Annotated in this window: 20 protein-coding genes and 4 tRNA genes; 11 read left to right on the top strand and 13 right to left on the bottom strand. The window is 45.2% G+C overall.

The window, feature by feature from the left end; all coding sequences use genetic code 11:
- Window positions 1-2 precede the first annotated feature (2 nt).
- From VT06_RS07230 to VT06_RS07205, 6 genes are read right to left on the bottom strand one after another with little or no spacing between them, the layout of a single operon-like run.
- Window positions 3-1,901, bottom strand: a complete 1,899-nt coding sequence (locus VT06_RS07230; protein ID WP_046553614.1) for an XrtA/PEP-CTERM system amidotransferase — start codon at window positions 1,899-1,901, stop codon at window positions 3-5.
- A 4-nt stretch (window positions 1,902-1,905) separates the two neighbouring features.
- Window positions 1,906-3,048, bottom strand: a complete 1,143-nt coding sequence (locus VT06_RS07225; protein ID WP_046553613.1) for a TIGR03088 family PEP-CTERM/XrtA system glycosyltransferase — start codon at window positions 3,046-3,048, stop codon at window positions 1,906-1,908.
- Complete coding sequence (xrtA, locus tag VT06_RS07220) at window positions 3,045-4,523, bottom strand: exosortase A (RefSeq protein ID WP_046553612.1); 1,479 nt, start codon at window positions 4,521-4,523, stop codon at window positions 3,045-3,047. The genes VT06_RS07225 and xrtA overlap by 4 nt, the downstream gene beginning before the upstream one ends.
- 5 nt (window positions 4,524-4,528) lie before the next feature.
- Entirely contained in the window at window positions 4,529-5,557 is a 1,029-nt protein-coding gene (locus VT06_RS07215) for a FemAB family XrtA/PEP-CTERM system-associated protein (protein WP_046553611.1), read from the bottom strand.
- A gap of 8 nt (window positions 5,558-5,565) precedes the next feature.
- Window positions 5,566-6,417: an XrtA system polysaccharide deacetylase gene (locus VT06_RS07210; RefSeq protein WP_046553610.1), complete on the bottom strand. Its 852-nt coding sequence runs from the start codon at window positions 6,415-6,417 to the stop codon at window positions 5,566-5,568.
- A 5-nt stretch (window positions 6,418-6,422) separates the two neighbouring features.
- Window positions 6,423-7,832: a TIGR03013 family XrtA/PEP-CTERM system glycosyltransferase gene (locus VT06_RS07205; protein WP_046553609.1), complete on the bottom strand. Its 1,410-nt coding sequence runs from the start codon at window positions 7,830-7,832 to the stop codon at window positions 6,423-6,425.
- A gap of 182 nt (window positions 7,833-8,014) precedes the next feature.
- On the opposite strand from VT06_RS07205, the gene VT06_RS07200 reads away from it, so the two are divergent.
- The 4 genes from VT06_RS07200 to VT06_RS07185 are packed head-to-tail and all read left to right on the top strand — an operon-like array spanning window position 8,015 to window position 12,854.
- A complete protein-coding gene (locus VT06_RS07200; protein ID WP_046553608.1) occupies window positions 8,015-8,650 on the top strand; it encodes an XrtA/PEP-CTERM system exopolysaccharide export protein in 636 nt (211 codons plus the stop codon).
- 46 nt (window positions 8,651-8,696) lie between these two features.
- A complete protein-coding gene (locus tag VT06_RS07195) occupies window positions 8,697-10,292 on the top strand; it encodes an XrtA system polysaccharide chain length determinant (RefSeq protein WP_046553607.1) in 1,596 nt (531 codons plus the stop codon).
- Window positions 10,289-11,263, top strand: a complete 975-nt coding sequence (locus VT06_RS07190; protein ID WP_046553606.1) for an XrtA-associated tyrosine autokinase — start codon at window positions 10,289-10,291, stop codon at window positions 11,261-11,263. Before VT06_RS07195 ends, VT06_RS07190 begins: the two co-directional genes overlap by 4 nt.
- On the top strand, window positions 11,238-12,854 hold the full coding sequence (locus VT06_RS07185; protein WP_046553689.1) for a hypothetical protein: 1,617 nt from the start codon (window positions 11,238-11,240) through the stop codon (window positions 12,852-12,854). The genes VT06_RS07190 and VT06_RS07185 overlap by 26 nt, the downstream gene beginning before the upstream one ends.
- A gap of 34 nt (window positions 12,855-12,888) precedes the next feature.
- Here the strand turns inward: VT06_RS07185 and VT06_RS07180 are convergent, their stop codons facing one another.
- Entirely contained in the window at window positions 12,889-13,887 is a 999-nt protein-coding gene (locus tag VT06_RS07180; RefSeq protein WP_046553605.1) for an XrtA/PEP-CTERM system-associated ATPase, read from the bottom strand.
- A gap of 391 nt (window positions 13,888-14,278) precedes the next feature.
- On the opposite strand from VT06_RS07180, the gene VT06_RS07175 reads away from it, so the two are divergent.
- From VT06_RS07175 to VT06_RS07160, 4 genes are all read left to right on the top strand, one after another.
- Window positions 14,279-14,354 (top strand) — tRNA-Ala (locus VT06_RS07175).
- A gap of 13 nt (window positions 14,355-14,367) precedes the next feature.
- Window positions 14,368-14,443 (top strand) — tRNA-Glu (locus tag VT06_RS07170).
- A gap of 30 nt (window positions 14,444-14,473) precedes the next feature.
- Window positions 14,474-14,549, top strand: a tRNA-Glu gene (locus VT06_RS07165).
- Window positions 14,550-14,579: 30 nt separating this feature from the next.
- Window positions 14,580-14,655, top strand: a tRNA-Glu gene (locus tag VT06_RS07160).
- Between the two features lie 99 nt (window positions 14,656-14,754).
- Here the strand turns inward: VT06_RS07160 and VT06_RS07155 are convergent.
- Complete coding sequence (locus VT06_RS07155) at window positions 14,755-15,345, bottom strand: arylesterase (RefSeq protein WP_046553604.1); 591 nt, start codon at window positions 15,343-15,345, stop codon at window positions 14,755-14,757.
- Here VT06_RS07155 and VT06_RS07150 point away from each other — a divergent pair.
- Window positions 15,344-16,060: an ABC transporter ATP-binding protein gene (locus VT06_RS07150; RefSeq protein WP_046553603.1), complete on the top strand. Its 717-nt coding sequence runs from the start codon at window positions 15,344-15,346 to the stop codon at window positions 16,058-16,060. The genes VT06_RS07155 and VT06_RS07150 overlap by 2 nt on opposite strands.
- Window positions 16,050-18,536 (top strand): ABC transporter permease, encoded by a 2,487-nt coding sequence (locus VT06_RS07145; protein WP_046553602.1) that lies wholly within the window; start codon window positions 16,050-16,052, stop codon window positions 18,534-18,536. Before VT06_RS07150 ends, VT06_RS07145 begins: the two co-directional genes overlap by 11 nt.
- Before the next feature lie 71 nt (window positions 18,537-18,607).
- Here VT06_RS07145 and VT06_RS07140 read toward each other — a convergent pair whose 3' ends face one another.
- From VT06_RS07140 to VT06_RS07120, 5 genes are all read right to left on the bottom strand, one after another.
- Complete coding sequence (locus VT06_RS07140) at window positions 18,608-19,498, bottom strand: TIGR01777 family oxidoreductase (protein WP_046553601.1); 891 nt, start codon at window positions 19,496-19,498, stop codon at window positions 18,608-18,610.
- Between the two features lie 59 nt (window positions 19,499-19,557).
- Window positions 19,558-19,920, bottom strand: coding sequence for a dihydroneopterin triphosphate 2'-epimerase (folX, locus tag VT06_RS07135; RefSeq protein WP_046553600.1), 363 nt, complete (start codon window positions 19,918-19,920; stop codon window positions 19,558-19,560).
- Window positions 19,921-20,010: 90 nt separating this feature from the next.
- A complete protein-coding gene (locus tag VT06_RS07130; RefSeq protein WP_046553599.1) occupies window positions 20,011-21,321 on the bottom strand; it encodes an ATP-binding protein in 1,311 nt (436 codons plus the stop codon).
- A 2-nt stretch (window positions 21,322-21,323) separates the two neighbouring features.
- Window positions 21,324-22,001 carry a response regulator transcription factor gene (locus tag VT06_RS07125; protein WP_046553598.1) on the bottom strand — a complete coding sequence of 226 codons (678 nt, stop codon included), beginning with the start codon at window positions 21,999-22,001 and terminating at the stop codon, window positions 21,324-21,326.
- Window positions 22,001-22,258, bottom strand: a complete 258-nt coding sequence (locus VT06_RS07120) for a PepSY domain-containing protein (protein ID WP_046553597.1) — start codon at window positions 22,256-22,258, stop codon at window positions 22,001-22,003. Before VT06_RS07120 ends, VT06_RS07125 begins: the two co-directional genes overlap by 1 nt.
- A gap of 324 nt (window positions 22,259-22,582) precedes the next feature.
- On the opposite strand from VT06_RS07120, the gene VT06_RS07115 reads away from it, so the two are divergent.
- Window positions 22,583-22,894: a helix-hairpin-helix domain-containing protein gene (locus tag VT06_RS07115; RefSeq protein ID WP_046553596.1), complete on the top strand. Its 312-nt coding sequence runs from the start codon at window positions 22,583-22,585 to the stop codon at window positions 22,892-22,894.
- Window positions 22,895-22,922 lie beyond the last annotated feature (28 nt).

The following is a 22,922-nucleotide window of genomic DNA, read 5'->3' as shown; positions in this document are numbered from 1 at the left end:
AATTATTGACCCAACTGCTGACGATAAAACTGAGAAAACATCAGTAAAGTCCATAGTGCAGAACTATGGTCACGCTTACCGCTAATATGTTGCTGATACAATTGTTGAATGTAATGCTGGTTAAATAATCCTGAATCGGCCAGCGCTTCTGAGTTTAATGCCTGCTGCAGTGTTTGCTTTAACGGGCCACGAAACCAGCTGGCCAGCGGCACGGCAAAGCCCATTTTTTTACGGTATAAAATATCATGTGGTAAGTGTGACTCCAGTGACTGCTTAAAAGCCGCTTTACCTTCATTGGCGCTAATGTTCATGCTACTTGGGATCCGGCTAGCCCATTCCACATATTTGTGGTCGAGCAGCGGCACTCTTACTTCTAATGAATGCGCCATACTAGCTCTGTCTACTTTGGTTAAAATATCACCGACCAAATAGGTTTTCATATCCAGATATTGCACCAGTTTTAGTGGATCATCAGTATTGGCATTGTCTGCATGTCGTTTAAATACTTCTACTGATTGATAACCTGCCAGCTGTTGTTTAAGTTTTGGCGAAAATAACGCGGCTCTGGCATCGGCCCGCATAATAGACATGGTGTTACAGTAGCCAGAAACGGCATTCATTGCTAATGATTGGAAGGTGGTTTTTGCCCTTAAAAAACGGGGGGCCCAGTCTAATTTTGGATAAACTTTACCGAGGGTTCCAAATAACGGCTGTCGTATTGCCTGTGGCATAAAACCGCGCATTTTGTCTTCATGTAACTGATAACGATAGCGACGATAGCCGCCAAATAGCTCATCACCACCATCACCTGACAAGGCAACGGTGACATGCTTTCTGGCTAATTGGCATACCCGATAGGTCGGCATTGCGGAACTATCGGCATAAGGCTCATCGTATAAAGCTGCTAATTTATCAATCAGACTAAAATCGTTACGATCAACCATACCGCTGTGATGATTAGTTTGGTATTGATTGGCAACCTGACTGGCATAGTCACTTTCATCAAATTGTTGGTCGTCAAAACCAATGGAGCAGGTGTTTACTGCTTTGTCTTGCTGTAATTGCGCCATCAGAGCGACTATGGCACTGGAATCCACACCACCGGATAAAAAAGCGCCGAGCGGTACTTCTGCAATCATTCTAATATCGACCGCTTCTTTTAAACGTTCCAGTAACTCAGCTTTTACCTGTTGTTCAGTCAATACGGCCTGACTAAAATCAATATCCCAATACTGTGTTTGCTGCAAGTTGGCTGGTTGAGTTTTATCTATTAACAAATAGTGACCAGGATTTAGCTTGTATGTATTGGCATAAATGCTGCGAGGTTCTGGAATATATCCAAAGGTGAAGTAATCTTCAATACCTTGGTAATACAAGCTTTTATCAAACTCAGGGTGGGCAGTAAGTACTTTTAATTCTGAACCAAATAGCAATTCGCCGCTCGGAAGCAGGCTATAAAATAATGGCTTAATGCCCATTCTGTCACGGGCCAAAAACAGTTGTTGTTTGTTTCTATCCCAGATAGCAAACGCAAACATGCCGCGGAAATGCTGAACACAGTCTACTCCCCATTCTTCCCAGGCGTGGACGATGGTTTCGGTATCACCGTGCGTAGAAAAGATATGACCCCGTGCTTTGAGCTCTGTTGTTAACTCTGCAAAATTGTAAATTTCACCGTTAAAAACCACAGCGACATCACCCGTTTCATTAAATAATGGCTGATGACTACCAGCAATATCAATGATAGACAGTCGTCTATGTGCCAGACCAATACCCGCTTCAAAATGATAGCCGTCATCGTCCGGACCACGGTGGGACTGCAACGTGTTCATCATTTTTAATACGCTTTGATTAACCTGGCTTGTGTTGTTTAGCTGTAAAATTCCGGCGATACCGCACATTTGTTCAACCTTCCTGTTGTTTATTTACGTCAAGATACAGATGCCGATAGGCAGTAATCATGGTATCCAGACTAAATTGTTGCTCTGCTGCTGCTCTGGCATTGCTACCCATTTGCTGTAACTGCTGCGGAGCTTGCTGACATTGCAGCATAAGCTGCATTAATGCTGTTTTATCATTACTGCTAAACAGCCAGCCGGTATGACCAACGCTGACCAGTTCTGGGTTACCACCGACATTGCTGGCAATAACCGGCAGGCCACAGGCCATGGCTTCGAGAATAGTATTGGAAATACCTTCAGCCAGTGAGGGCAGCACAAATACCGATAACCCCGGTAATATGGTGGCAATATCGCTGCGATCGCCAGGTAACCAGCATTGTTCAGCCAGCTTGGCTGCCGTTAATTGTTGCTGTAACTTTTCGCGGCTACTGCCGTCGCCAATAATTACCAGGGCGCTGTTATCCCGAAACGCCGGCTGCTGCTGACATAACTCGATATAAGCGGTTACCAGCAATTGCTGGTTTTTAACGTCAGCTATTCTGCCAACACTACCAAAAATAATGTTATTGCTGTTTGTCAGGTGGCTCGGCAAGGCGCTGTCTATCCGTTTGCCTGGTGTAAAACGTTCGGTATTCACCCCATTACAAATTAAGCTGAGTTTTGCTGCGGGCACGCCAACACTATGCTGTAAATAATTACCGGCTTCTTTTGATAAGGCAATATAGCGATGAATAAACGGTTTTAACAGACGTTTTAACAGAACGTATTTTTTATTTTGACCGGCCAGATCGGTTAAATCCCAGCCATGCTCACCATGAACCCGCTGTGGTACCCGTGCCAGTAGTGCTGCTAGCTGGTACTCCATTGCGGCTATATTACGGCTGTGGCAAATGTTGGGTTGTAATTGGCGTAATAAGCGCAGACAGCGCCAAAACGAGCTTATGTCATGACCCGGGCGTTTATTCAGGCTATAAATTTTCACGCCGGGGCATTGTATGCGGGCAAAAAAAGCGGCGTCGTAATCTGTCAGGCAAATAATACTGTGGCGAAACTGGTCAGCATCAAGTTGATTAATCAGGTTAACCACGCCATTTTCCAGGCCGCCTGTGCGAAAGCTCCAGAGCAGATGACAAATATGCACGGTCATGGGCTTTGCACCACACCAGCAGAATTTGCGCCAACAATAAGTGGCCAACGCTGCTGTAGTTCGGCTTGTAATAAACGCCGCGCTTCGGGCAGATCATCATCGTAATAAACGCTTATGGCATAAAAACTGCCATGCTGGCTAAAATGTAATACTTTGCCCAGTGCCTGCATAGCCGTGATCAGGTAAGGATCGGCTGATAAAAAATCGCCACTGCCGTACCAGTACCACAGTAATCTTTTTTGCCCGTTAGCCGCCCGCAAGTCAACTTCTTGTATGGTTAAAGCGCGATTAGTAAACTGCAAAGTTTGCCGTTGGTTATTGGCGGTGGTCCAGTGCGCTGTTTGATAAGGCTGGTTATGCCAGCTAACCAGTTTTTTGTCATTAGTATGCTGATAAAAGGCGGCATAGAACCAGATGTTTTGTTGCTGACGTTGCCAAACGCCGGCCAGCTGCACAGAGCTGTCGGTAAATTGCGGCAGGGAAACAGATTCGGTAACCGGGGTAAGGCTTTGCTTAAGTTGATTAACATTGTAAAGCGGTTGCTGGGCTAATGGCGGTAGCAGCAGATTAACCAGTAGAGGCAGCAGCATTATGCTAATGCCGAGCACTAAGGCTGGGGCCGATTGCCGTGTTATTACTGCACTGCCGGCTGCGGCTGGTGCGGTTGGCTTGTCTGCAAAAAAACCACCAATATAAAACATAATAAAAATAATAAAGCCAAAGAATAACCAGCCATAAATTAAATGGTCAACCCCGACAGCGTGTTTCATATCGGTTAATGATGCTATTAACACTATGCCGTAAGCACGAATACCATTGGCTATAACAGGGATAATGATGGCGGCAAGACAAAAAATAAGTTGTTTTAGGCGACTGGTATAAGTTAGGTAAGCATACAAGGTGCCAAGCGCAACTGAGGCAATTAAATAGCGGATACCAGAGCAGGCCTCGGCTACTAAAAATAGCCCGGTGGGGGTGGCCAAATATAAGCCATCGCGATAAACCGGTATTTGAGTAAATTGCAAGGCGATAACGGTAATATCTGCGGTAATATTTTGCAGTAACGGTACCAGGTTCTCACCCATGGGCACCGCAAAAAGCAGGTAAGCTAACGGAAAACGTAATAATTTTAGCATTGACCAGCCGCAGCTTAACCACACTAAAACCGGTAGCATAAGTACCACAGCAAGTTGGCTTACCACATTTACCGCTACGGCATTGGCAAAATACCACGCCAGCACCAAGCCAAACAACAGCGGCAATGCTGCATAGCCAGGTGTTAATGTTGTAGCGGCAATGTGCTGGCGTTTACGCCAGATTAAATACAGGCTGATTGGAAAGATTAAAATGCCGTGGGCGTAGGTATCAGACCTTAGCCAGATGGCGATCATTGACCAGATAGTATCGGCAAAGCTTAGCAGCCAGAACAGTAATAAGGCGCTAATGGCCAGCAGATAAGATTTTACATTAGCCATATTAGTTACCCCAAATACCGTGAAATTTTAGGCCCCAGCCATTGGCTAACGCCCAAAGGCAGTTTTTGCCAAAGCTTTATAAATAACTGATATTTAGGATTATTAGGGCTTAAGTTTGGTAACGCTTTAGCCGTAATTAACTGATATTGATAGTGCAACTCTTCTGGCTGCATGCCCCAGTGTTTTTTGTAATGATACGCGCCGGAGTCTAGTTTGCTGCGGCCAAAATCGAAGCTATTGCAGGCTTTATTGCTACTGGCATGGCACATAAGCTGATAGTACATATAGTCATTACTTTTTAACTCACGCGCTTCGCTGATACCGCCGCCGTAATAGGGTAAAACCTGATTGTTAAAGTAAAAACTCAGTACGCTGGATACGGCTTTATTATTGTTATGCACGGTAAGAATGTCGGTATTGGCGGCAAACACTTTTAATATTGATTGGAAAAAAGCTTTACTAAACACTGGCGTGCCAAGATTGCGAACGCTTTCAGAGTAAGTGTGATAAAAATCTGTCAGCGAAGTGTCAAGCGTATAACGTAGCGGCTGGGCTAGAGACTGCCTGATCACCGCGCGTTGTTTCTTTTTAATGCTGGCTAAAATAGCCGCATCATCTTCAGCTAACGGCCAGTGGAAAGTAGCATGCTGAATGCGGGTAGTAAGCTGATTATGTTGTGGCAGCCGATAGCGCAGTTCCAGATAGTCGACCGCTAATTCAGTTGCTAGGGTAATTGCATGTTGTTCTAGGTGTCGTTTAACGTCGTCAGAGCCTAAAGCGCCACCGTATACACAAAATGGAGTAGACACCAGAGCGTCACCAAACAGGCGGCTTTTTACTCTGGCTAAAGGCAATACGCCAACAATTTGCTGGTGTAGTGTAGCGTAAAGATAATGCCCTTGGTGGCCTAAGTCGGCCAACACCTGTTGCCAGCCAGCTAAATGAAAAAAACTGGCGTCGGGGCTATTTTTAACAAATTGATCCCAGTCTGCACTGCGCTGATCAGCCAGCGCTAAGCTTAATACCTGATACATGCTAATCCTTAGCGGCTAAAATAAGGCTGGTACACTTCGTTTACTGAACGCCAATTAAAATCCTGCAGTAAACTACCAATTTTTGCTTCCATTTTGCTTAAATTAACATAATGTCGAAACCGTGACTTTAAAGGCGCATCGGCTATACGCGGTTGCAGCGGATCAATTTCCCACGGATGACAGTAGAACATATAAGGAATGTCTTTTTCACTGACATAGCGGGAAATAAGCCGACGGGTTAACCAGTAGGGTAGTAACCTAAAATAGCCGCCGCCAGCAATAGGCAATTGCCGGCCCAGCATGGTAAGCACCGGCATGGGGCATTCCCAGATACCTTCACTTCGAAAGTAGGGTTGCTGTGGCCAATCGGGTGTGCCGTATAAATCGTGCTTAACCGGGTAAGTGCTAGAGCTGTAATGATAACCCGCTTTTTTCAAAGCTGAAAAAGCCCATTCATTTTGTTTGCCAATGGAGAAACTGGGCGCGCGATAACCGTTTACGGCAACGCCGGTTAAATCTTCCAGCAGGCTTTTGGCCCGGCTGACATCCTGAAAAAACTCTTCAGGGCTTTGGCTGGTTGCTTTGCTATGGTTATAACCGTGGCTGGCCACTTCATGGCCGCGCTGATGAATTTCTCTAACCAAACCAGGAAAGCGCTCGGCTACCCAACCCAACATAAAAAATGTGGCCTTGGCTTGGTGCTTATCGAATAAATCCAGTAACTGCACCGTATTGTTTTCAACCCGAGCCGGAATGTTATCCCACTCTTTTGGTGCAATATTGCGTTCAAATGCGGCAACATGAAAGTAATCTTCAACATCTACTGTTAGGGCGCTGAATACAGCACTACGTTTGTTCATTTTTATTAGCGTCCTTTACCAAATAACACAATTTCAACTGTGCGGACTAAAATAACTAAATCCAGCAATAAGCTGCGGTGCTTGATGTAGTAAAGATCAAACTTCAGTTTTTCTAACGAATCTTCTGCTGTGGCGCCATAGGGATATTTTAATTGCGCCCAGCCGGTTAAGCCTGGTCTAACGTTATGGCGTTGGCTGTAATACGGAATATCTTTTTCCAGCTCACAAACAAATTCCGGCCGCTCTGGCCGTGGCCCAACAAAGCCCATTTCGCCTTTCATAACATTTAACAGCTGGGGTAATTCATCAATGCGGTATTTACGCAGGTATTTACCAATTTTAGTAACCCGCTGGTCGTCTATTGTGGCGTATTGTGCCCCGTTTGCTTCGGCATTTTGTCCCATGCTGCGAAACTTTAAAATAGTAAACAATTTCCCGTCAATACCAACCCGTACCTGACCATAAAATATGGGTGCGCCGGTTTTACGGCCATCTTCAAGGTAAATAAGCAAGGCAGTAACCAGCATTATTGGCCAGGTTACCAGCAACATTAATACGGCAAGCACTAAGTTTAGTTTGTAATCAAGGCTGGTTTTAAAGCGGCGGTTTATATGAAAACCATTGCCATAAATTACCCAACTGGGATAAATAAGATTAACAGCGATTTGCCCGGTTTCTTGTTCAATAAAATCAAGTATTTCAATAACTTCTATGCCACTGCTTTTGCATTTAAATAAATGGTCTACCGGTAACATGTTACGTCGCTCGTCACAGGCGATAACTAACTGGTCAATGCTGTTATCGACTACATATTGAAACAGGTTTTGTTTGTAATCAAAATTGACAATTTTATCTGTCGGAATGTTGGACGGCTTGTCGCCGTCAATATAAGCAAAACCAACTAACTCGATAAACCGCTTGTCGACATTGCGGCGCATTCTGCGCTCAATAATTAAAGCGCGCTCGCCAGCACCAAGAATTAACACCCGCCGTCTGCTGAGCTTGGTAATATCGTAGTAATGAAACAGCGTTCTGAAGCTAGATAAACTTAATAGCGCAATAAGTGAGGTGCCAAGTAAATAATGGCTGCTAATGTGTAAAAACGGAAACAGATTAAAAATAACTGCTTCTAACAAAATGGCACTAAACAACAGGGTAATAACCACACGCTTAATAATACCACCCTGTTTTTCGCGCAGTTTTTGATCGTACAGACCAACTGAAAGCGCGCACAGCATAACCGCTGCAGCAAACACTATAGCGTTGATAATCCGGTAGTCTAACGATATATGAGGATGGAAATTATTGTAAATATGACTGGCGAGCAGGCTGGACAAACAGAGTAACGAAACTTCGCTTATTAGAAACAGCTTGTCAGCGATGGTGCTTTTTCCGTGTCGGCGATAGTTAGCCATTACGACTTCCTTGTGCGTTTGTTACTGTGCAACGCTTCCAAAAGTTACACGCAGAACACTAATTTAGCTTATATAGCTTGTTAATTCTAGAATAATGTATAAATTTAATTTTCAAAAAAACCCGTACAATAGTAAAATTTTGCGTTATATTATGCTCGCAGCAAACAAAAGGACGCGTTTTTATGATTGCAAACCGACTCTTAGCGGTACTGGTAGTGTTATTATTTTCACTAAGTACTTTAACGGCATGTTCCTATACCCGCCAACTTCCTAGTGCCACCGTACAACAATCTTTGACGACTTCGGTCTCTAACTATCAATATTTGGTTGGTCCAAATGACAGCTTAAGTATTTTTGTCTGGCGTAACCCCGAGTTGTCAGGCAGCTTTATTGTTAGACCGGATGGTAAAATTTCAACCTCTTTGGTTGAAGATGTGCCGGTTAGTGGCAAAACACCTACGCAGGTTGCCCGTGATATGGAACAAATATTGGGCAAATATATTCGTGATCCGGTGGTTACAGTATCGGTTACTAATTTTGTTGGCCCTTACAGCGAGCAAGTTAGGGTAATTGGTGAAGCAACTAACCCTCAGGCAATTAGTTATCGCGAGTACATGACCGTACTTGACCTGATGATAGCCGTGGGTGGTTTAACTGAATTTGCTGATGGTAACGCTGCAAAACTGGTGAGAACCAGTAGTGGCGGGCAGGTGACTTACAGTTTGCGATTGGACGATTTAATCCGCGAAGGCATTATCAGTGCAAATGTTGATATGTTGCCAGGGGATATCGTGATTATACCAGAAGCCTGGTTTTAACCTTTATTAAACAGGCCGTAATGGATATGTTGTTCACGGAGGATAGATGAAAGAGTTGCATCAGGCGATAGAGTTAGTTCATACCTACTTACAGGGCATTTGGCTGCGCAGACGTTATATTGTTATTTCTGCCTGGCTGCTGTGTCCGGCCGGTTGGTTTTATGTGTATAGTTTGCCTCCCACTTATGAAGCTGAAGCCAAGCTTTTTGTTGAAACCCGCACCTTTTTAGAGCCGTTATTGCGCGGGCTTGCGCTTAGAAGCAATACCGATGAAGAAATTAAATTAATGGCCAGAACGTTATTAAGCCGGCCGAATCTGGAAAAAATTGCCCGGGCAACCGATTTAGATATTCAGGCAAAAGATGATAAACAGTTTGAAAAGCTTATCGACTCTTTGCAACGTGATATTAAAATTTCGGCTTCGGGCAGAGAAAATATTTATGTTATTGCCTACAGTAATCCGGTGCCACAGCGGGCGTTAAGAGTGGTGCAGGAAACACTGAATACCTTTGTTGAAAACCGTTTAGGCTCTAGCCGGGCAGACTCGCAAGCGGCAGAGGTATTTCTTAATCGCGAAATTACCGAGTTTGAAAACAGGTTAATTCAGTCGGAATTACGCTTATCTGATTTTAAGAAAAACCGCATGGCCACATTGCAGGGTAACGAAAACGATTTTTATGGTCAGCTAAGGCTGGAAAAGCAAAAACTTGAAGCGGCCCGCTTGGAGCTGCTTGAGCAGGAAACTCGTTTGGCTAGCGCCCGAGGCCAGCTGGCAGGTGAAGAGCCGGTATTTGGTGTAATGCCATTTGCCGGTGGTGGCAGTGGTGGTGTGGCAACGCAATATGATGAACGGATCCGCGGCCTTTCCGCCCAGTTAGATAGTTTACTTATTCGCTTTACTGATAATCATCCTGATGTGATGGAAACCCAACGTTTACTGGATCGTTTAAACAGTCAGCGCGACGAAGAGTTGCAGTTGGTGGCCAACAGCGCACCTGAGGGCCGCACAGGTGGCAATTATAATCAGAGCCCGGTATATCAGGAGTTAAGAATTAACGTAGCCCGGCTTGAAACTGAGGTGGCGTCAACACGGGTGCGGGTTCAGGCTTTTGACAATAAGGTAATTGAACTGGAAAGTAAGCTAAATTTAATTCCTGAAATTGAAGCCGAGTTTACCGGACTGAACCGTGATTACGAGATCACGCAATCTAAATATGAAGCCTTGCTGGGAAAACGGGAACAGGCCGAATTGTCACGCCGGGCTGAAGCGACCGAGCAAGATGTACAATTTAATATTATTGAGCCGCCGCGTGTACCATTAACGCCGTCTGGTCCTCAGCGTGGCATGTTATATACCCTGGTATTGTTGGTTGGGGTAGCAGCAGGTATTGGGATGGCATTTTTACGCAGCTTAATTTCACCGGTGTTATCCCGAGCGTCACAGCTACAGAGCATTTCCGACTTTCCGGTGTTTGGTGTGGTATCGCATACCGAAAAGGCGGCAATATTAAAGCAGGTAAGGCTTCATTTCGTGTATTTTACCGCGTTAAGTGGGGCGCTATTGTTGTGTTATCTGGCTTTGCTGAGTAATGAGATGCTGTTTGGCCGATCAGCAGAGTTGTTGTTGAGGATAATCCGATGAGTACTATTGAAAAAGCAGTTAGTAAGCTAAGTCGTGATAGCGGTTCTAAAACAGACAATACCGCTAGAGTAGCCGATGATCGTAAAACAAATAGTGCCCTTGATGAAGAGTCTGTGCTTGCATCAGAACACACTGACAGCGCTGGGGCGCCGGTTAATGCTAATGATAGCATTGTGCGGCATAACGCCAGACAGCGAAAAGAGCAGCCGGATTATGAGACAACCAATAACGATGCTTCCAACCATACGGTGCATCTGGATTTAGCGCTGTTGGAAAAAAAGAATTTTGTTGCTTTATCAAGTGAGCGCCGGCTGATTAATGAAGAGTACCGGGTAATTAAGCGTAAGCTGATTAATAATGCCTTTGGTCCGTTAAGTAAAACGCTGAACCACCCTAATTTGATTCTGGTTAGTAGCTCTAGGCCTGGTGAAGGTAAAACGTTTTCTGCTATTAATTTGGCACTAAGTATTGCGCTGGAGCAAGACAAGACTGTGTTGCTGGTTGATGCTGATGTGTTAAGACCTAACGTTAGTAAAACCCTTAATATTAGCCATAGCCTTGGCTTGACCGATTATTTACAGTCTTCAAATGTTACCGTGCGGGATATCTTATTAAGCACCAACGTTGAACGATTGAAGATTATTACGGCTGGCTCTCCGCATCATTTGTCGACTGAGCTGCTAGCCAGTGAGCGCATGATGCAGCTGGTTAATGAATTTGCTACCCGTTACTCAGATCGGATTGTTATTTTTGATGCGCCACCGTTGCTAGGCGTTAATGAAACGGCGGTTATGGCGGCAATGTGTGGCCAGGCGGTAGTAGTGGTTGAAGAGAACCGCACCCGTTTGGCCGAAATAGAACAATCTGTCTCATTATTGCCAAAAGACATGGCAATAGGCTTTTTAATTAATAAAGCGCATCGCAACCAAGGCAAAGGCTATGGTTATGGCTACTACTATGGCGCAAGTTAAGCTGCGCTATCAGGTACCACGCACGGGACTGCTATTAACGGTGCTTCTGGCGCTACCAGCGCTGGCGGCTGAAACCCGGGTAACACCACAGTTAACCACTAGCAGCTACGCGTATCAGATTAAAGAATTTAATCGCCCAGGCACCGATGACGGCCTGGCTATTGCTATATCGCCTTCAATTGATTTTTCATTACTGTCAAAAACGTTGCAAACTCGCTTTAGTTGGCAGCATGAATCGCTTTTTTACAAAGATAGCCAACGTAAAGCCAGAAGCTATGATGAATTTAATTTTATCAATGTGCTGAAATTATTTGATGAGCGGGTAAAGTGGGGCGTGAATGCCCGAAACAGTTATCAGGTACGCAATACGCGAAGCGGTATTTTTAACGATAAAATTACCGCCGGCGGTGAACTGAGCGAATCGACCTCTTATGGCAGTTTTTTGAGTTTTAACAACGCGTTAAATAGCGATATTATTACCGCAATGCGGTTGCAGTATAACCATAGTGAATTTGACCGCCCTGATATTGATGATGGTTTGCCAGCATTTGATAATGATAATTACCAAGCGAATGTATTGCTGGCTAGCCGCGATCGCTCTAGCACCACTTTTTGGCGATTAGAGGGCGTTTATAATAAAAACAAACGGCAAACTTTTAATGACTATGAAAGCAACGCCGCCAGACTGTTATTGGGTATGCCGTTATCTTCGCGCCTGTCGTTAATAGGCCGGGGTATTTACGAGTATACCGACAACAACAGCTTTTATAAAAATACCTTTTATGCCTATGGTGCGGGTATTGAACTTAAATTAGGCCGGGTATCGCGGATTAACGTGTCATATAACAGTTCTACCACCGAACGTTTAGATGAAGAAGATGAAGAAAATACCTATTGGGCCACTGAATTTTATTTAGCACCTAGCCGGCGAACGTTACTGGAGGGCTCTTATGATCGCCGTTATTTTGGCCGTACGGCTAATGTAGCCGGGCAGTATAATGTGCGCGCCGTTACCATGCGCTTATCTGCCACTGATTCTGTAGAAACGCAAACCACTTTAGACCGTGAATTGATTGATTTAGGTATTTTTGTTTGTCCTGAGCCCGCGGTTGAATTTTCTGATTGTTACCGACCACCTAATGCCAGCTATACGCCTTTACCAGGTGAGTCTTATCAGCAGGTTTTTGATGTGGGAGTAGAACTTGATCAGGAACTGGTATTGCGACGCTCAGCCAGTTTAGCCATAGGCTATTCGAAACGCCGTTTTAACCTTAATGTAGTGCTAAATACTACTGACACCGAATATGTAGAACGCAACGATCAACAAACAGCGAACAGTGTTAGTACGCTGCTTGGGTGGCGTTTGTCTGAACGCAGCAGTATTAACACTACTTTGCGCTATTATCAAATTGACTATTCGGTAGCTGATCGTAAAGATGACAATATATTGCTGACGGTTGGTTACAATACTACTTTGTCAGAGCAGGCGGTTATGTCGGTATCGTTGCGCCGCACTGAGCGCAACTCTAGTATTGATAGTTTTAGCGGCAGCGAAAACCGGGTTTGGCTAACCTATGTGTATAACTTTTAATGGTTAGCCGAGCCTATTGCTTTAGTGGTGTGAGTTAGTCGTTTTTATGCTGTGCATCCAGTAATTGTTTTTGTTTTTTAATTAACTGGTCGAGTTCTCTGGCCAGTTTCACTTTCTGCTCTAATGAACTGTCTAGCATAGTGTTTAACGCATTTAACATGGCAGGCTGTTCTGTCGCGGTTTGTTGTTGAGTAGGCGCAGTAGCTTGCACCAGGGGTTGGTTAGCCACTTCTTGCGATAATTCAGCAATTACTGCTTGTACGTTATGCTCTTCAATAATGGTTAGGTCTTCCAGATAGCCAAACAACATGACTCTGTCCATCAGCAAGTTTATTTTACGCGGAATACCGCGGCTAAATTGTTGAATATGGGCGTAGCATGGCTCGCTAATTAAATTGGCTTTTGCACCCGCCTGGTTTAGCCGAAATTCGATATAGGCCCGGGTTTCGTCCGTTTGCAGCGCGGTTAAATGCGATGAGGCGATAATGCGCTGCCGAAACTGTTCCATATTCGGTGCCTGAATAATGGGGTTTAGCTCGTTTTGGCCAAGTAAGAAGCTTTGCAGTAGCGGCTTGCCGTTAATTTGAAAATTAGACAGCATTCTAAGCTCTTCAATCGACTCTAGTGGTAAGTTTTGTGCTTCGTCTACTAACAGCAGTGCCCGCCGGTGCTGTGCATGCAGACGCTTTAAATAGCTGTATATTGCTTCTAGATAACTGGCCTTGTTATGTTCAGTAACGACCAGATTAAAAGATGAGGCGATCATTCTAATCAGATCGTCAGGTTCTAGCTTGGAGGTAACAATTTGCTTGGCGATAATTTCATCTTGGTTTAACTGATTTAACAGCTGATTGGCGATGGTGGTTTTACCGGTACCGACATCACCGGTAATAACAATAAAGCCTTCGCCCTGGGTTAAGCCATATTGTAGATAGGCGAGGGCCCGCTTGTGCAGCTTGCTGGCAAAAAACCAATTGGGGTTAGGGGTAAGCTGAAACGGTCGTTCTTTTAAACCATAATAGGATTCGTACATGGTAATGTCCTTATTAATTCGTTAATTAGGTTTTATGCCGTAGGCTTACACCCTAATTACGGTAACGCTGATGTACCTTGCCTGCATTGTATACAACTTCGTGCTTAAAGACGATAACCATGCCTGGTTTTTGGCAATTAGCCATGCGGTTTAAGTTAATATTTCCTGGTTATTTAAACAGCGAAAGTGGCATGAAAATCAGTACTGTGGCGTTGCTTTGGCAGGAATTTTGGTTTGGTAGTTTAAAAAATAGTCGAACGAAAAGTTGGCTATAAAAAACTGTTGACACATTTACGGTGTCACCCTAGAATGCGCCCCGTGTTCAGCGATAACGTTAAGACGATATTGTTGAGTATGAAGAGTATGAAGAGTATGAAGAGTTTGAAAGTGTGGGGCTATAGCTCAGCTGGGAGAGCGCTTGCATGGCATGCAAGAGGTCAGCGGTTCGATCCCGCTTAGCTCCACCAAGATTTCCAGTGCGTCCCCTTCGTCTAGAGGCCTAGGACACCGCCCTTTCACGGCGGTAACAGGGGTTCGAATCCCCTAGGGGACGCCATTTAAATCTGCACAATTTGCTAAATATTGCGTCCCCTTCGTCTAGAGGCCTAGGACACCGCCCTTTCACGGCGGTAACAGGGGTTCGAATCCCCTAGGGGACGCCACTTTAGTATCTGTTTTAGTTGTACTGTTATGTCCCCTTCGTCTAGAGGCCTAGGACACCGCCCTTTCACGGCGGTAACAGGGGTTCGAATCCCCTAGGGGACGCCATCCTTATTAAGAATTTCTAAAATATTTTATTGTTAAATCGCCGTGATGGCGGTGCCGAGACACCGCGCCTAATCATTTGCACGGCGGTAACCCCATCTTTTATTTGTTTTTCTCCAGTTGCAATAATAACTCTGCCATAAACTCGGTGATCACCGGTTGCGCTGCCACATTTGGATGAATTCCGTCTGCCATCATTAAATCATTATTAATTGCAATGCTGTCCATAAAAAATGGCCACAGGGTTATATCGTGTTTTTCTGCCAGCTCAGGATATACTGCGGTAAATTGCCTAACGTAACGTGGTCCATAATTTGGCGGGATCCGTATTTGCATTAATATTGGCTGCGACTTATGCTGCTGCACCAGGGTAATAATTTTACCTAAGTTTGATTGGATAAGCTCAACTGAAAAGCCGCGCAAGCCGTCGTTGCCGCCCAGTTCAATCATGACTATATCGGGTTTATGCTCGGTTAATAAGGCAGGCAATCTGGCCAGGCCACCGGCTGTTGTTTCACCGCTAATACTGGCATTGATAAGCTGCCACTCGGTTTTTTGTTGCAATAAAGCTGGCCATCCTTGCTGCTGTTGCATACCGTAAGCGGCACTTAAGCTATCACCTAAGATAAGTAATTTTTCAGCGTAACTCACGTGGCTGATTAAACCGATTAATAACAATAAGATGATGCGCATGAATACAGTACCTACATTACATATTAAAGCCACAAACCTTAGCAAACGTGTCAAGGTTCCGGAGGGATCACTGACTATCCTGCATGATATTAACCTGACAATCAATCGGGCAGAGACAATAGCGATTGTTGGTGCCTCGGGTTCTGGTAAGTCAACCTTGCTGAGCTTGCTGGCAGGCTTAGATACCCCCAGCGACGGTGAGGTGTTTATGGACGGTCAGCCGCTGCATAAGATGTCGGAGGACGAGCGGGCTGGTATTCGGGCCAACGACGTAGGTTTTGTGTTTCAGTCATTTTTATTACTTCCCAGCTTAACCGCGCTGGAAAATGTTACGTTACCGGCCGAGCTGGCCGGTGATCGTAAAGCCAGACAACGTGGCTTAGCATTATTAGAGCAGGTTGGGCTAAGTGCCCGCGCCGATTTTTATCCGTCACAGTTATCTGGTGGCGAGCAGCAGCGGGTAGCTATAGCCAGAGCCTTTATAACCGATCCGGCTATTCTGTTTGCAGACGAACCTTCTGCTAACCTGGATGCGGTAACCGGTAAAATAGTTGAAGATTTATTATTCGAGCTAAACGATCGCCAGGGTACCACCCTGGTGTTGGTTACCCACAGCCCTGAATTAGCGGCGCGTTGTCAACGCCAGTATCAAATGCGTTCTGGATCTTTTATTGAAAGCCCGGCAGTAACTGAGGAGCCTGCTAATGTGGGCTAGTATTGCATGGCGCCTGTTTTGGCGTGAATTAAAACGCGGTGAGTTATGGGTTATTGCCTTTGCGTTGTTTTTAGCGGTGGGCTCAGTGGTAAGTTTAAGTGGCATTACGCAAAGTGTGAAAAGTGCCTTACAACAACGCAGTGCGCAGTTTATTGCGGCTGATCGGGTGCTAGGGTCTAGCCAACCATTTGCCGAAGACATTTTGACACTGGCGGCAAGCAATGGTGTGGCTACTGCCAAGCAAATGCAATTTGACTCTATGTTGTTCGCTGGCGAGCAAATGCAGCTTGCGACCATAAAAGCGGTAAGCGATAGCTATCCGCTGCGGGGCGAGTTGGTATTACACCGCTCTGCCAGCATTACCAGCGGCCCTGCCGGACAGTTAACACCCGGCAAGGTATGGTTTGAAGCCAGATTACTAGATTTATTACAAGTAAAACCGGGTGATAGCATTGAGCTGGGCACTGCACGGTTAGTGGTAGCAGGGGTTATTGTGAACGAGCCTGATGCGCCACTAAGCGTGTTTGGTGGCTCACCACGAGTGATTATGCATTTGGCCGACGTTCCGGCAACTAATATTGTGCAACCGGGTAGCAGAATAAGTTACCGTTATTTATTTGCGGGCAGCGTTACAGCGCTGGATTTGTTGACCCAGCAGCTTGAACCGATGTTAAGTGTGCATCAGCGCTGGCGTAACCTTGACCGCGAGTCGGCTATTGGCGGTGCGCTGGAGCGGGCAGAGCGTTTTTTATTACTGGCAGGCTTATTGGGTATTGTATTAGCGGCTTGTGCAGCTGCGGTGGCAGCCAGCCGTTATAGTCAGCGTCATACTCAGGCGGTAGCGATTATTAAGGCCTTAGGCGCCACTACAGCAAGGGCCAGGTTGATATACTGTAGTCATTTAATGCTGGTAGTGGTGTTTAGTTTGCTGCTGGGATTAATGGGGGGGCAGTTAGCTATTTTTGCCGCGGAACAGGGCATAAGCCATTATATTAGTGATTACCGCACCGCTTTTAGTGTCAGGCCACTGCTGTTGGGCACCTTAACCTGTTTTATTTGTGCATTGTTATTTGCTGCCCGGCCATTATGGCAACTGGCTAAAACGCCGGCAATAGAAGTACTGAAACAACCGGCTGCGATAATGACACTGGATAAGTTACAGGTGCTATTTGGCGCGGTGGCTATTTGGGGCTTAATGTGGTTATTTAGCGGCGAGTTACTGATTAGCGTAGGGTTGTTTTTGCTTTGTGCGGTATTTGCGGCAATATTACTTGGTTTTGCCGCCGCGATGGTTAAGCTGGCTAAACCGGTTGCAGCCGGCCAAAGCAGTGCTGGCCGGTTGGCACTTGCCAATTTACGCCGCCGGCTGTGGGCTAACAGCTTTCAGCTTATTACCTTTAGCCTGGCTATTTTTCTAACCCTATTATTATATTTTTTACGTGCCGAACTGATTGGCCAGTGGCAACAACAAATACCTGATGGCGCGCCAAACCACTTTTTAGTGAATGTAAGTGCTGAGCAGCGCGCTAAGGTCAGTGCTTTTACCACTGAGAATAACTTACAACCTGAACCCTTTTATCCGGTAGTTCGGGGCCGCTTAGTGTCGATTAATAATGAGCAACTGCAACTTGAAGCCTCAAAAGAAGATCGTAGCGATCAGCGGGTTGGGGTAGGGCGCGAGCTTAACTTAACCTGGTTAGCCAGCTTGCCGGCTAATAATAAAATAATCAGTGGTGCCTGGTTTAGCGAAAACACGCTGGCTGAAGTGTCGGTAGAGCAGGAAATTGCCGAGCGTTTACAGTTAAGCCTGGGTGATACCTTAGATTTTTCTATTGGCGGCCAACAACTTAACGCCACCATTAGCAGTATTCGCACGGTAGACTGGAATAGCTTGCAGCCAAACTTTTATATGATCCTTAGTCCGGATGTGTTGGCTACGTTTCCGGCTACCTATATTACGGCATTTTATCTGGAAGCCGGCAGTGGCAACCTGATAAACCAATTGGCTCGGCAAATGCCAACGGTTACCGTGATAAGCGTTGATGCGATAATTAAGCAAATAGACGATATTATTGCGCAGGTGACGGTAGCATTGAGTTTTATCTTGTTAATTATCGCGCTGGCGGCAGCATTGGTGTTGGTCGCTCAGGTGCAGGCTACATTAGAGCAGCGTGAGCAGGAGCTAGCGATATTGCGAACGCTGGGGGCCAAATATGCATTTTTACGCAATGCGCTGTTGCTTGAATTCGCGTTTTTAGGCGCGTTAGCCGGGCTGTTTGCGACTGTTTTGGCAGAGATATTGCTAATGGTGCTGCAACAGCGGGTATTTGATATGCCGTTTCAGTTTAACGTTGCGCTTTGGTGGCTGGGGCCGTTTATTGGCATAGTACTGGTAAGTTTGCTGGGCTGGTGGCAATTACGACGCCTGCTGCAAATACCCGGCGCAGTATTAATAAGGCGCGTTATCCAGAGTTAACAGCTTGCAGCCATTACCGGTTAACGCTGTTTCAGGTTAACCGTATTAGCGGATAAAAATAGGGTAATGGTTTATAATTCTAAATCTGCCAGCGCCGCTGGCAGATTAGCAAACTGAAATTTAAAGCCGGCGTCTACTGCTTGTTGTGGCACAACACGTTGGCCATATAGCAGTAAATCTGCCATTTCACCAAATAACAGCCGTAGCATAAACGCCGGCATAGTAAATTTAGCTGGCCGTTTTAAACGTTTTGCTAAATCCTGACTGAACTGCTGATTGGTAACGGCCTTTGGTGCTACGGCATTGAAAGGCCCTTGCAGAGTGGGTGACTGTAATAAAAAGTCGATGAGCTTTACCATGTCATTAATATGGATCCATGACATATATTGCTCGCCATTGCCCAATGGGCCGCCTAAACCAAAACGAAATGCCGGCAACATTTTAGCTAATGCGCCGCCCTTGGCAGATAACACTATGCCGGTACGCAGCAGACAAACCCGGGTTTTTTCGCTGTCAGCGCGCATGGCAAGGTTTTCCCAGCGGGCGCAAATGTCATGACTAAATTCAGGATAAAATGCACGGTATTCTTCCGTAATAAATTCTGCACCTTGCCGGCCATAAAAACCGACTGCAGAGCCGCTTATCAGGCAGGCTGGCGGCGTACTGGCTGCCTGTATGTGTTCACTAAGTTGTTCAGTAATATGCCAGCGGCTATTACAAATACGTTGTTTTTGCGCGTCGGTCCAACGCTTGTTGGCAATGGGCTCGCCTGCCAGGTTAATTACGGCATCGAGCTGGTTAAAATCGACCTGTTTTAAACTGTTTACATAGGTAATATCAGACTTTTTCGGTAACTTTGCTACTGCAGCGCGGGTTAACACCGTTATTTGGTGCTGGCCATGCCAATATTTAAGCAGTGCAGAACCAATTAAGCCGGTACCGCCGGTGACTAAAATACGCATGGCTTGCCTCTTTTAAAATGAAATAACGTTGTTAAGTATAGCGCTTAACGGCTGCTTTATTATTTATTTACCGATAAGGTTAGCGATACCGAGTCAGCAAACCGCAGTGCATATGGCTTATCAATTTCTACTTCAGCAAATTTAACCGCAGGATGCGCACTGGCTAAGGCCAATACATCGGCGGTAAGTTTTTCTAATAAGCTAAAGCGGTTCATTTCTACCAATTCGATAATTTGTTTGGTGATAGTGCGGTAATTTAGTGCGTTATTCATGTCATCACTGTTGGCGGCATTATTGGCGCTGTATTGAATTCGAGCGTTGATAATGACATCCTGCTTATTATTCACTTCATCATCTTTAATGCCGATAAAGGTGCGTAAGCGCAGGTTTTTGATTTTTATTGTCGCCAGGTTTAGTTCCATTGTGGAGGTTCCTCGTAGTATTTGCTGGAATTACGTCGGTGCAAGGCGGGACGATCAGTTGTTATCGGGTATTGCTTACGTTTTAGGTGGTTATTCTGGAAATAACAGTTCAAATCTGGCACCGCCTAACGGACTGTCGGTTATTTGTAAACCGCCTGAATAGGATGTGACCAGCTCGGCTACTATCGACAACCCCACGCCATGACCGTCTTTATAGGTGTCGAGCCGGGTGCCGCGCTTAAATAATTTTTTACGGGCGTCTATGGCAATACCGGGGCCGTCATCGTCAACAATGATATTTAGCGGGTATTGCGTTACGGTAAGCTTAACCTGATGCTGACATGCTTTACAGGCGTTATCGAGTAAATTACCCAGTATTTCCATTAAATCGGTTTCATCGCCGCGGAACATGGCATTAGTAGCGCAATCTACCTGAATAATTAAATCTTTGTTGCGGTAAATTTTCTGCAGCGCATTAGAGAGTTTTTCGACATGCGGCAGAATTTCAAATTGTTTTTTCCAGATATCCTGACCCGAACTGCTGGCTCTTTTCAGCTGATGGTCGATCATGGCGCTTATGCGATCCAGTTGCTCTTTTAATTCAGGTTGTTGGCTAAGCGCTGAGGTATTTAGCACGGCAACCGGGGTTTTCAGGGCATGCGCCAGATCACTTAAATGATTACGGTAGCGTTGCTTTTGACGGTTTTGTTGCGCCAGCAGTAAATTTAAGTCTTCTTTAATGTTGGTTAGCTCAGCAGGGTAATTACCACTGAGGTGATCTTGCTCACCGCCTTCGAGTTTGCGAATTTCCTGATCTAACTTACTTAGTGGCTTGGTCGTCCAGTAGTACGCCAAGATGCTAAAAAGCACCAGGCCGGCGCCAATCCAGATAAACCAACGCAGTAAGGTGTTACGAAACGTTAGATAAGGCGCTGTTAACATCGCATTGGTTTGCACAATATGAATGGTAAGCGGGCGGATTTGTTCGCCAGAATCAAACAACAAGGCAATGCTTAATAACCAATATTGCTGGTTGCCATCGTTGTATTCATAAAACGCATGCTGGCCGGGTACCAAGTTGGTGCCAGGCGGGGTAAAGTACTGGCTTATAGACGAATCTGATTGCCACATCACCGCATCTGTTTTGGTAATATAAGCACTTAAACCAGAGTCTGGCCGAAAAAAATCTGGCGATAACGTATTGTTATTTAATTCTACTTTTTCATCATTAATTTTTAAATCAGACAAAATAGCGTACATATGTACTTCAAGCTTTTGCTCGGCACTGGTTAATAGCTGAGTAAAAAATGCCTGATCAATAGCTACAAACGAGCTGGGCAGCAACAGCAATAATAACATTATGCTAACCAGGCCTTGTCGAACCTTTAGTGATAGCATCATTGCTAGCTGATAGTCAGGTTAAAGCGATAACCCCGGCCACGCAGTGTTTCAATGGGTTTTAAATCACCGTCGGGATCGAGTTTTTTACGCAGGCGTAATACAAATACTTCGATGACGTTGCTGTCTAAATCAAAGTCTTGATCGTAAATGTGCTCAGTAAGCTCAGTTTTAGAAATTACCTTGCAGGGGTTCATCATAAAGTACTCGAGTACTTTATATTCGTAAGCGGTAAGGCTAACTTCAGTGTCATTAAGCCAGACTTGCTGGGTTCGGCTATTCAACGATACCGGGCCAGCACTGAGGGTAGGGTCGGGTTGGCCAGCAGCGCGGCGTATTAAGGCATTACAACGAGCCAGTAACTCTTCACCATGAAAAGGTTTAGTTAAGTAATCATCGGCTCCGGCATCAAGGCCTTCTACTTTTTCCTGCCAGCTACCGCGGGCAGTTAAAATAATAATCGGCGTTTTAATGTCTTGCTGTCTGGCTTTACGGATCAGGGTTAAGCCGTCCATTTTCGGCAGGCCCAGATCAATCAGCGCCAGATCGTAAGGGTATTCTGCTAATTTAAACCAGCCATCGTCGCCGTCATGCGCAATATCAACACTAAATTGTTGCTGCAGTAACTGTTGTTTAATCTGCTCGGCTAACAATGTTTCATCTTCAACCACTAATACTCGCATTACTTGTTATCCCTTTTAACCTGGCCAGTGCGATTGTTGACCAGCACAGTAACGACTCTGCCATTTTCTTGCATCAACCGAACGCGATATTGGCTGCTTTCAGCCTGTACTTTTAATATTTTGCCTGGAAAGCGTTGTTGTGCCAGCTCGGTGGCTTGTTCTTTACTGACTTCAGGTTGTTGGTTAGTTAACGCTACGGCATTGGGCGCAAGCATCATCGCAAACAACAGCAAAAACATTCGCATTAATCGAAGCATGCATCTCTCCACGTTTTTCAGTATGTTACCGAACTCTATTCTTTGCAGCAATCAACTTGTTGCAGCACTGAGGCATAGACTAGGCTGCATAGCCTTAATTGTCGCTGAACCTTAATGAGCAATAAATTTTCAATTACGTTAAATAATTATTGCAAAAGTAAATAATTAATCTATTTTAAAGTTGATTGGTATAAAAATGTTGCATCTCTGGAGTTTGCGCCAGGCCACTGGTTAATTTGCCAATCTAAACAGCAGTAGTGGTTAAAGCTTACCAAATACTCACTTTGCAGGGAGGCAACCTTAATTTACTTTAAGGAATAAACTATGAAAAATTTGATGATAGCAATATTGTTAACCGGCCTAACCTTAGCGGCTAACCAGACGTTTGCGGCTAAACCCGGTGCAACGCTAGATAAAGCAACGGTAAACGCGCGGCAGCAACAAAAATTAAATATTAATAAAGCCAGTGCCGAACAACTGGAAGCCGTACCCGGTATTGGCAAAGCCAAAGCAGAGGCCATTGTGAGTTATGTACAAACTAACGGCCCGATAAAAAGCCAGCAACAATTGACCGAGGTAAAAGGCATTGGCGATAAACTTGCTGCTAAAGTTGCCCAGTACCTGACATTTGAGTAGCAGGCAGGCACTGTTAAAGGTGAGGCCT

Origin of the sequence: Arsukibacterium sp. MJ3, from assembly GCF_000987765.1 — a bacterium.
In the GTDB taxonomy this organism is placed as follows: domain Bacteria; phylum Pseudomonadota; class Gammaproteobacteria; order Enterobacterales; family Alteromonadaceae; genus Alishewanella.
The sequence above is the reverse complement of the archived record's forward strand: the minus strand, read 5'-3'. Positions and strand labels throughout refer to the sequence as shown.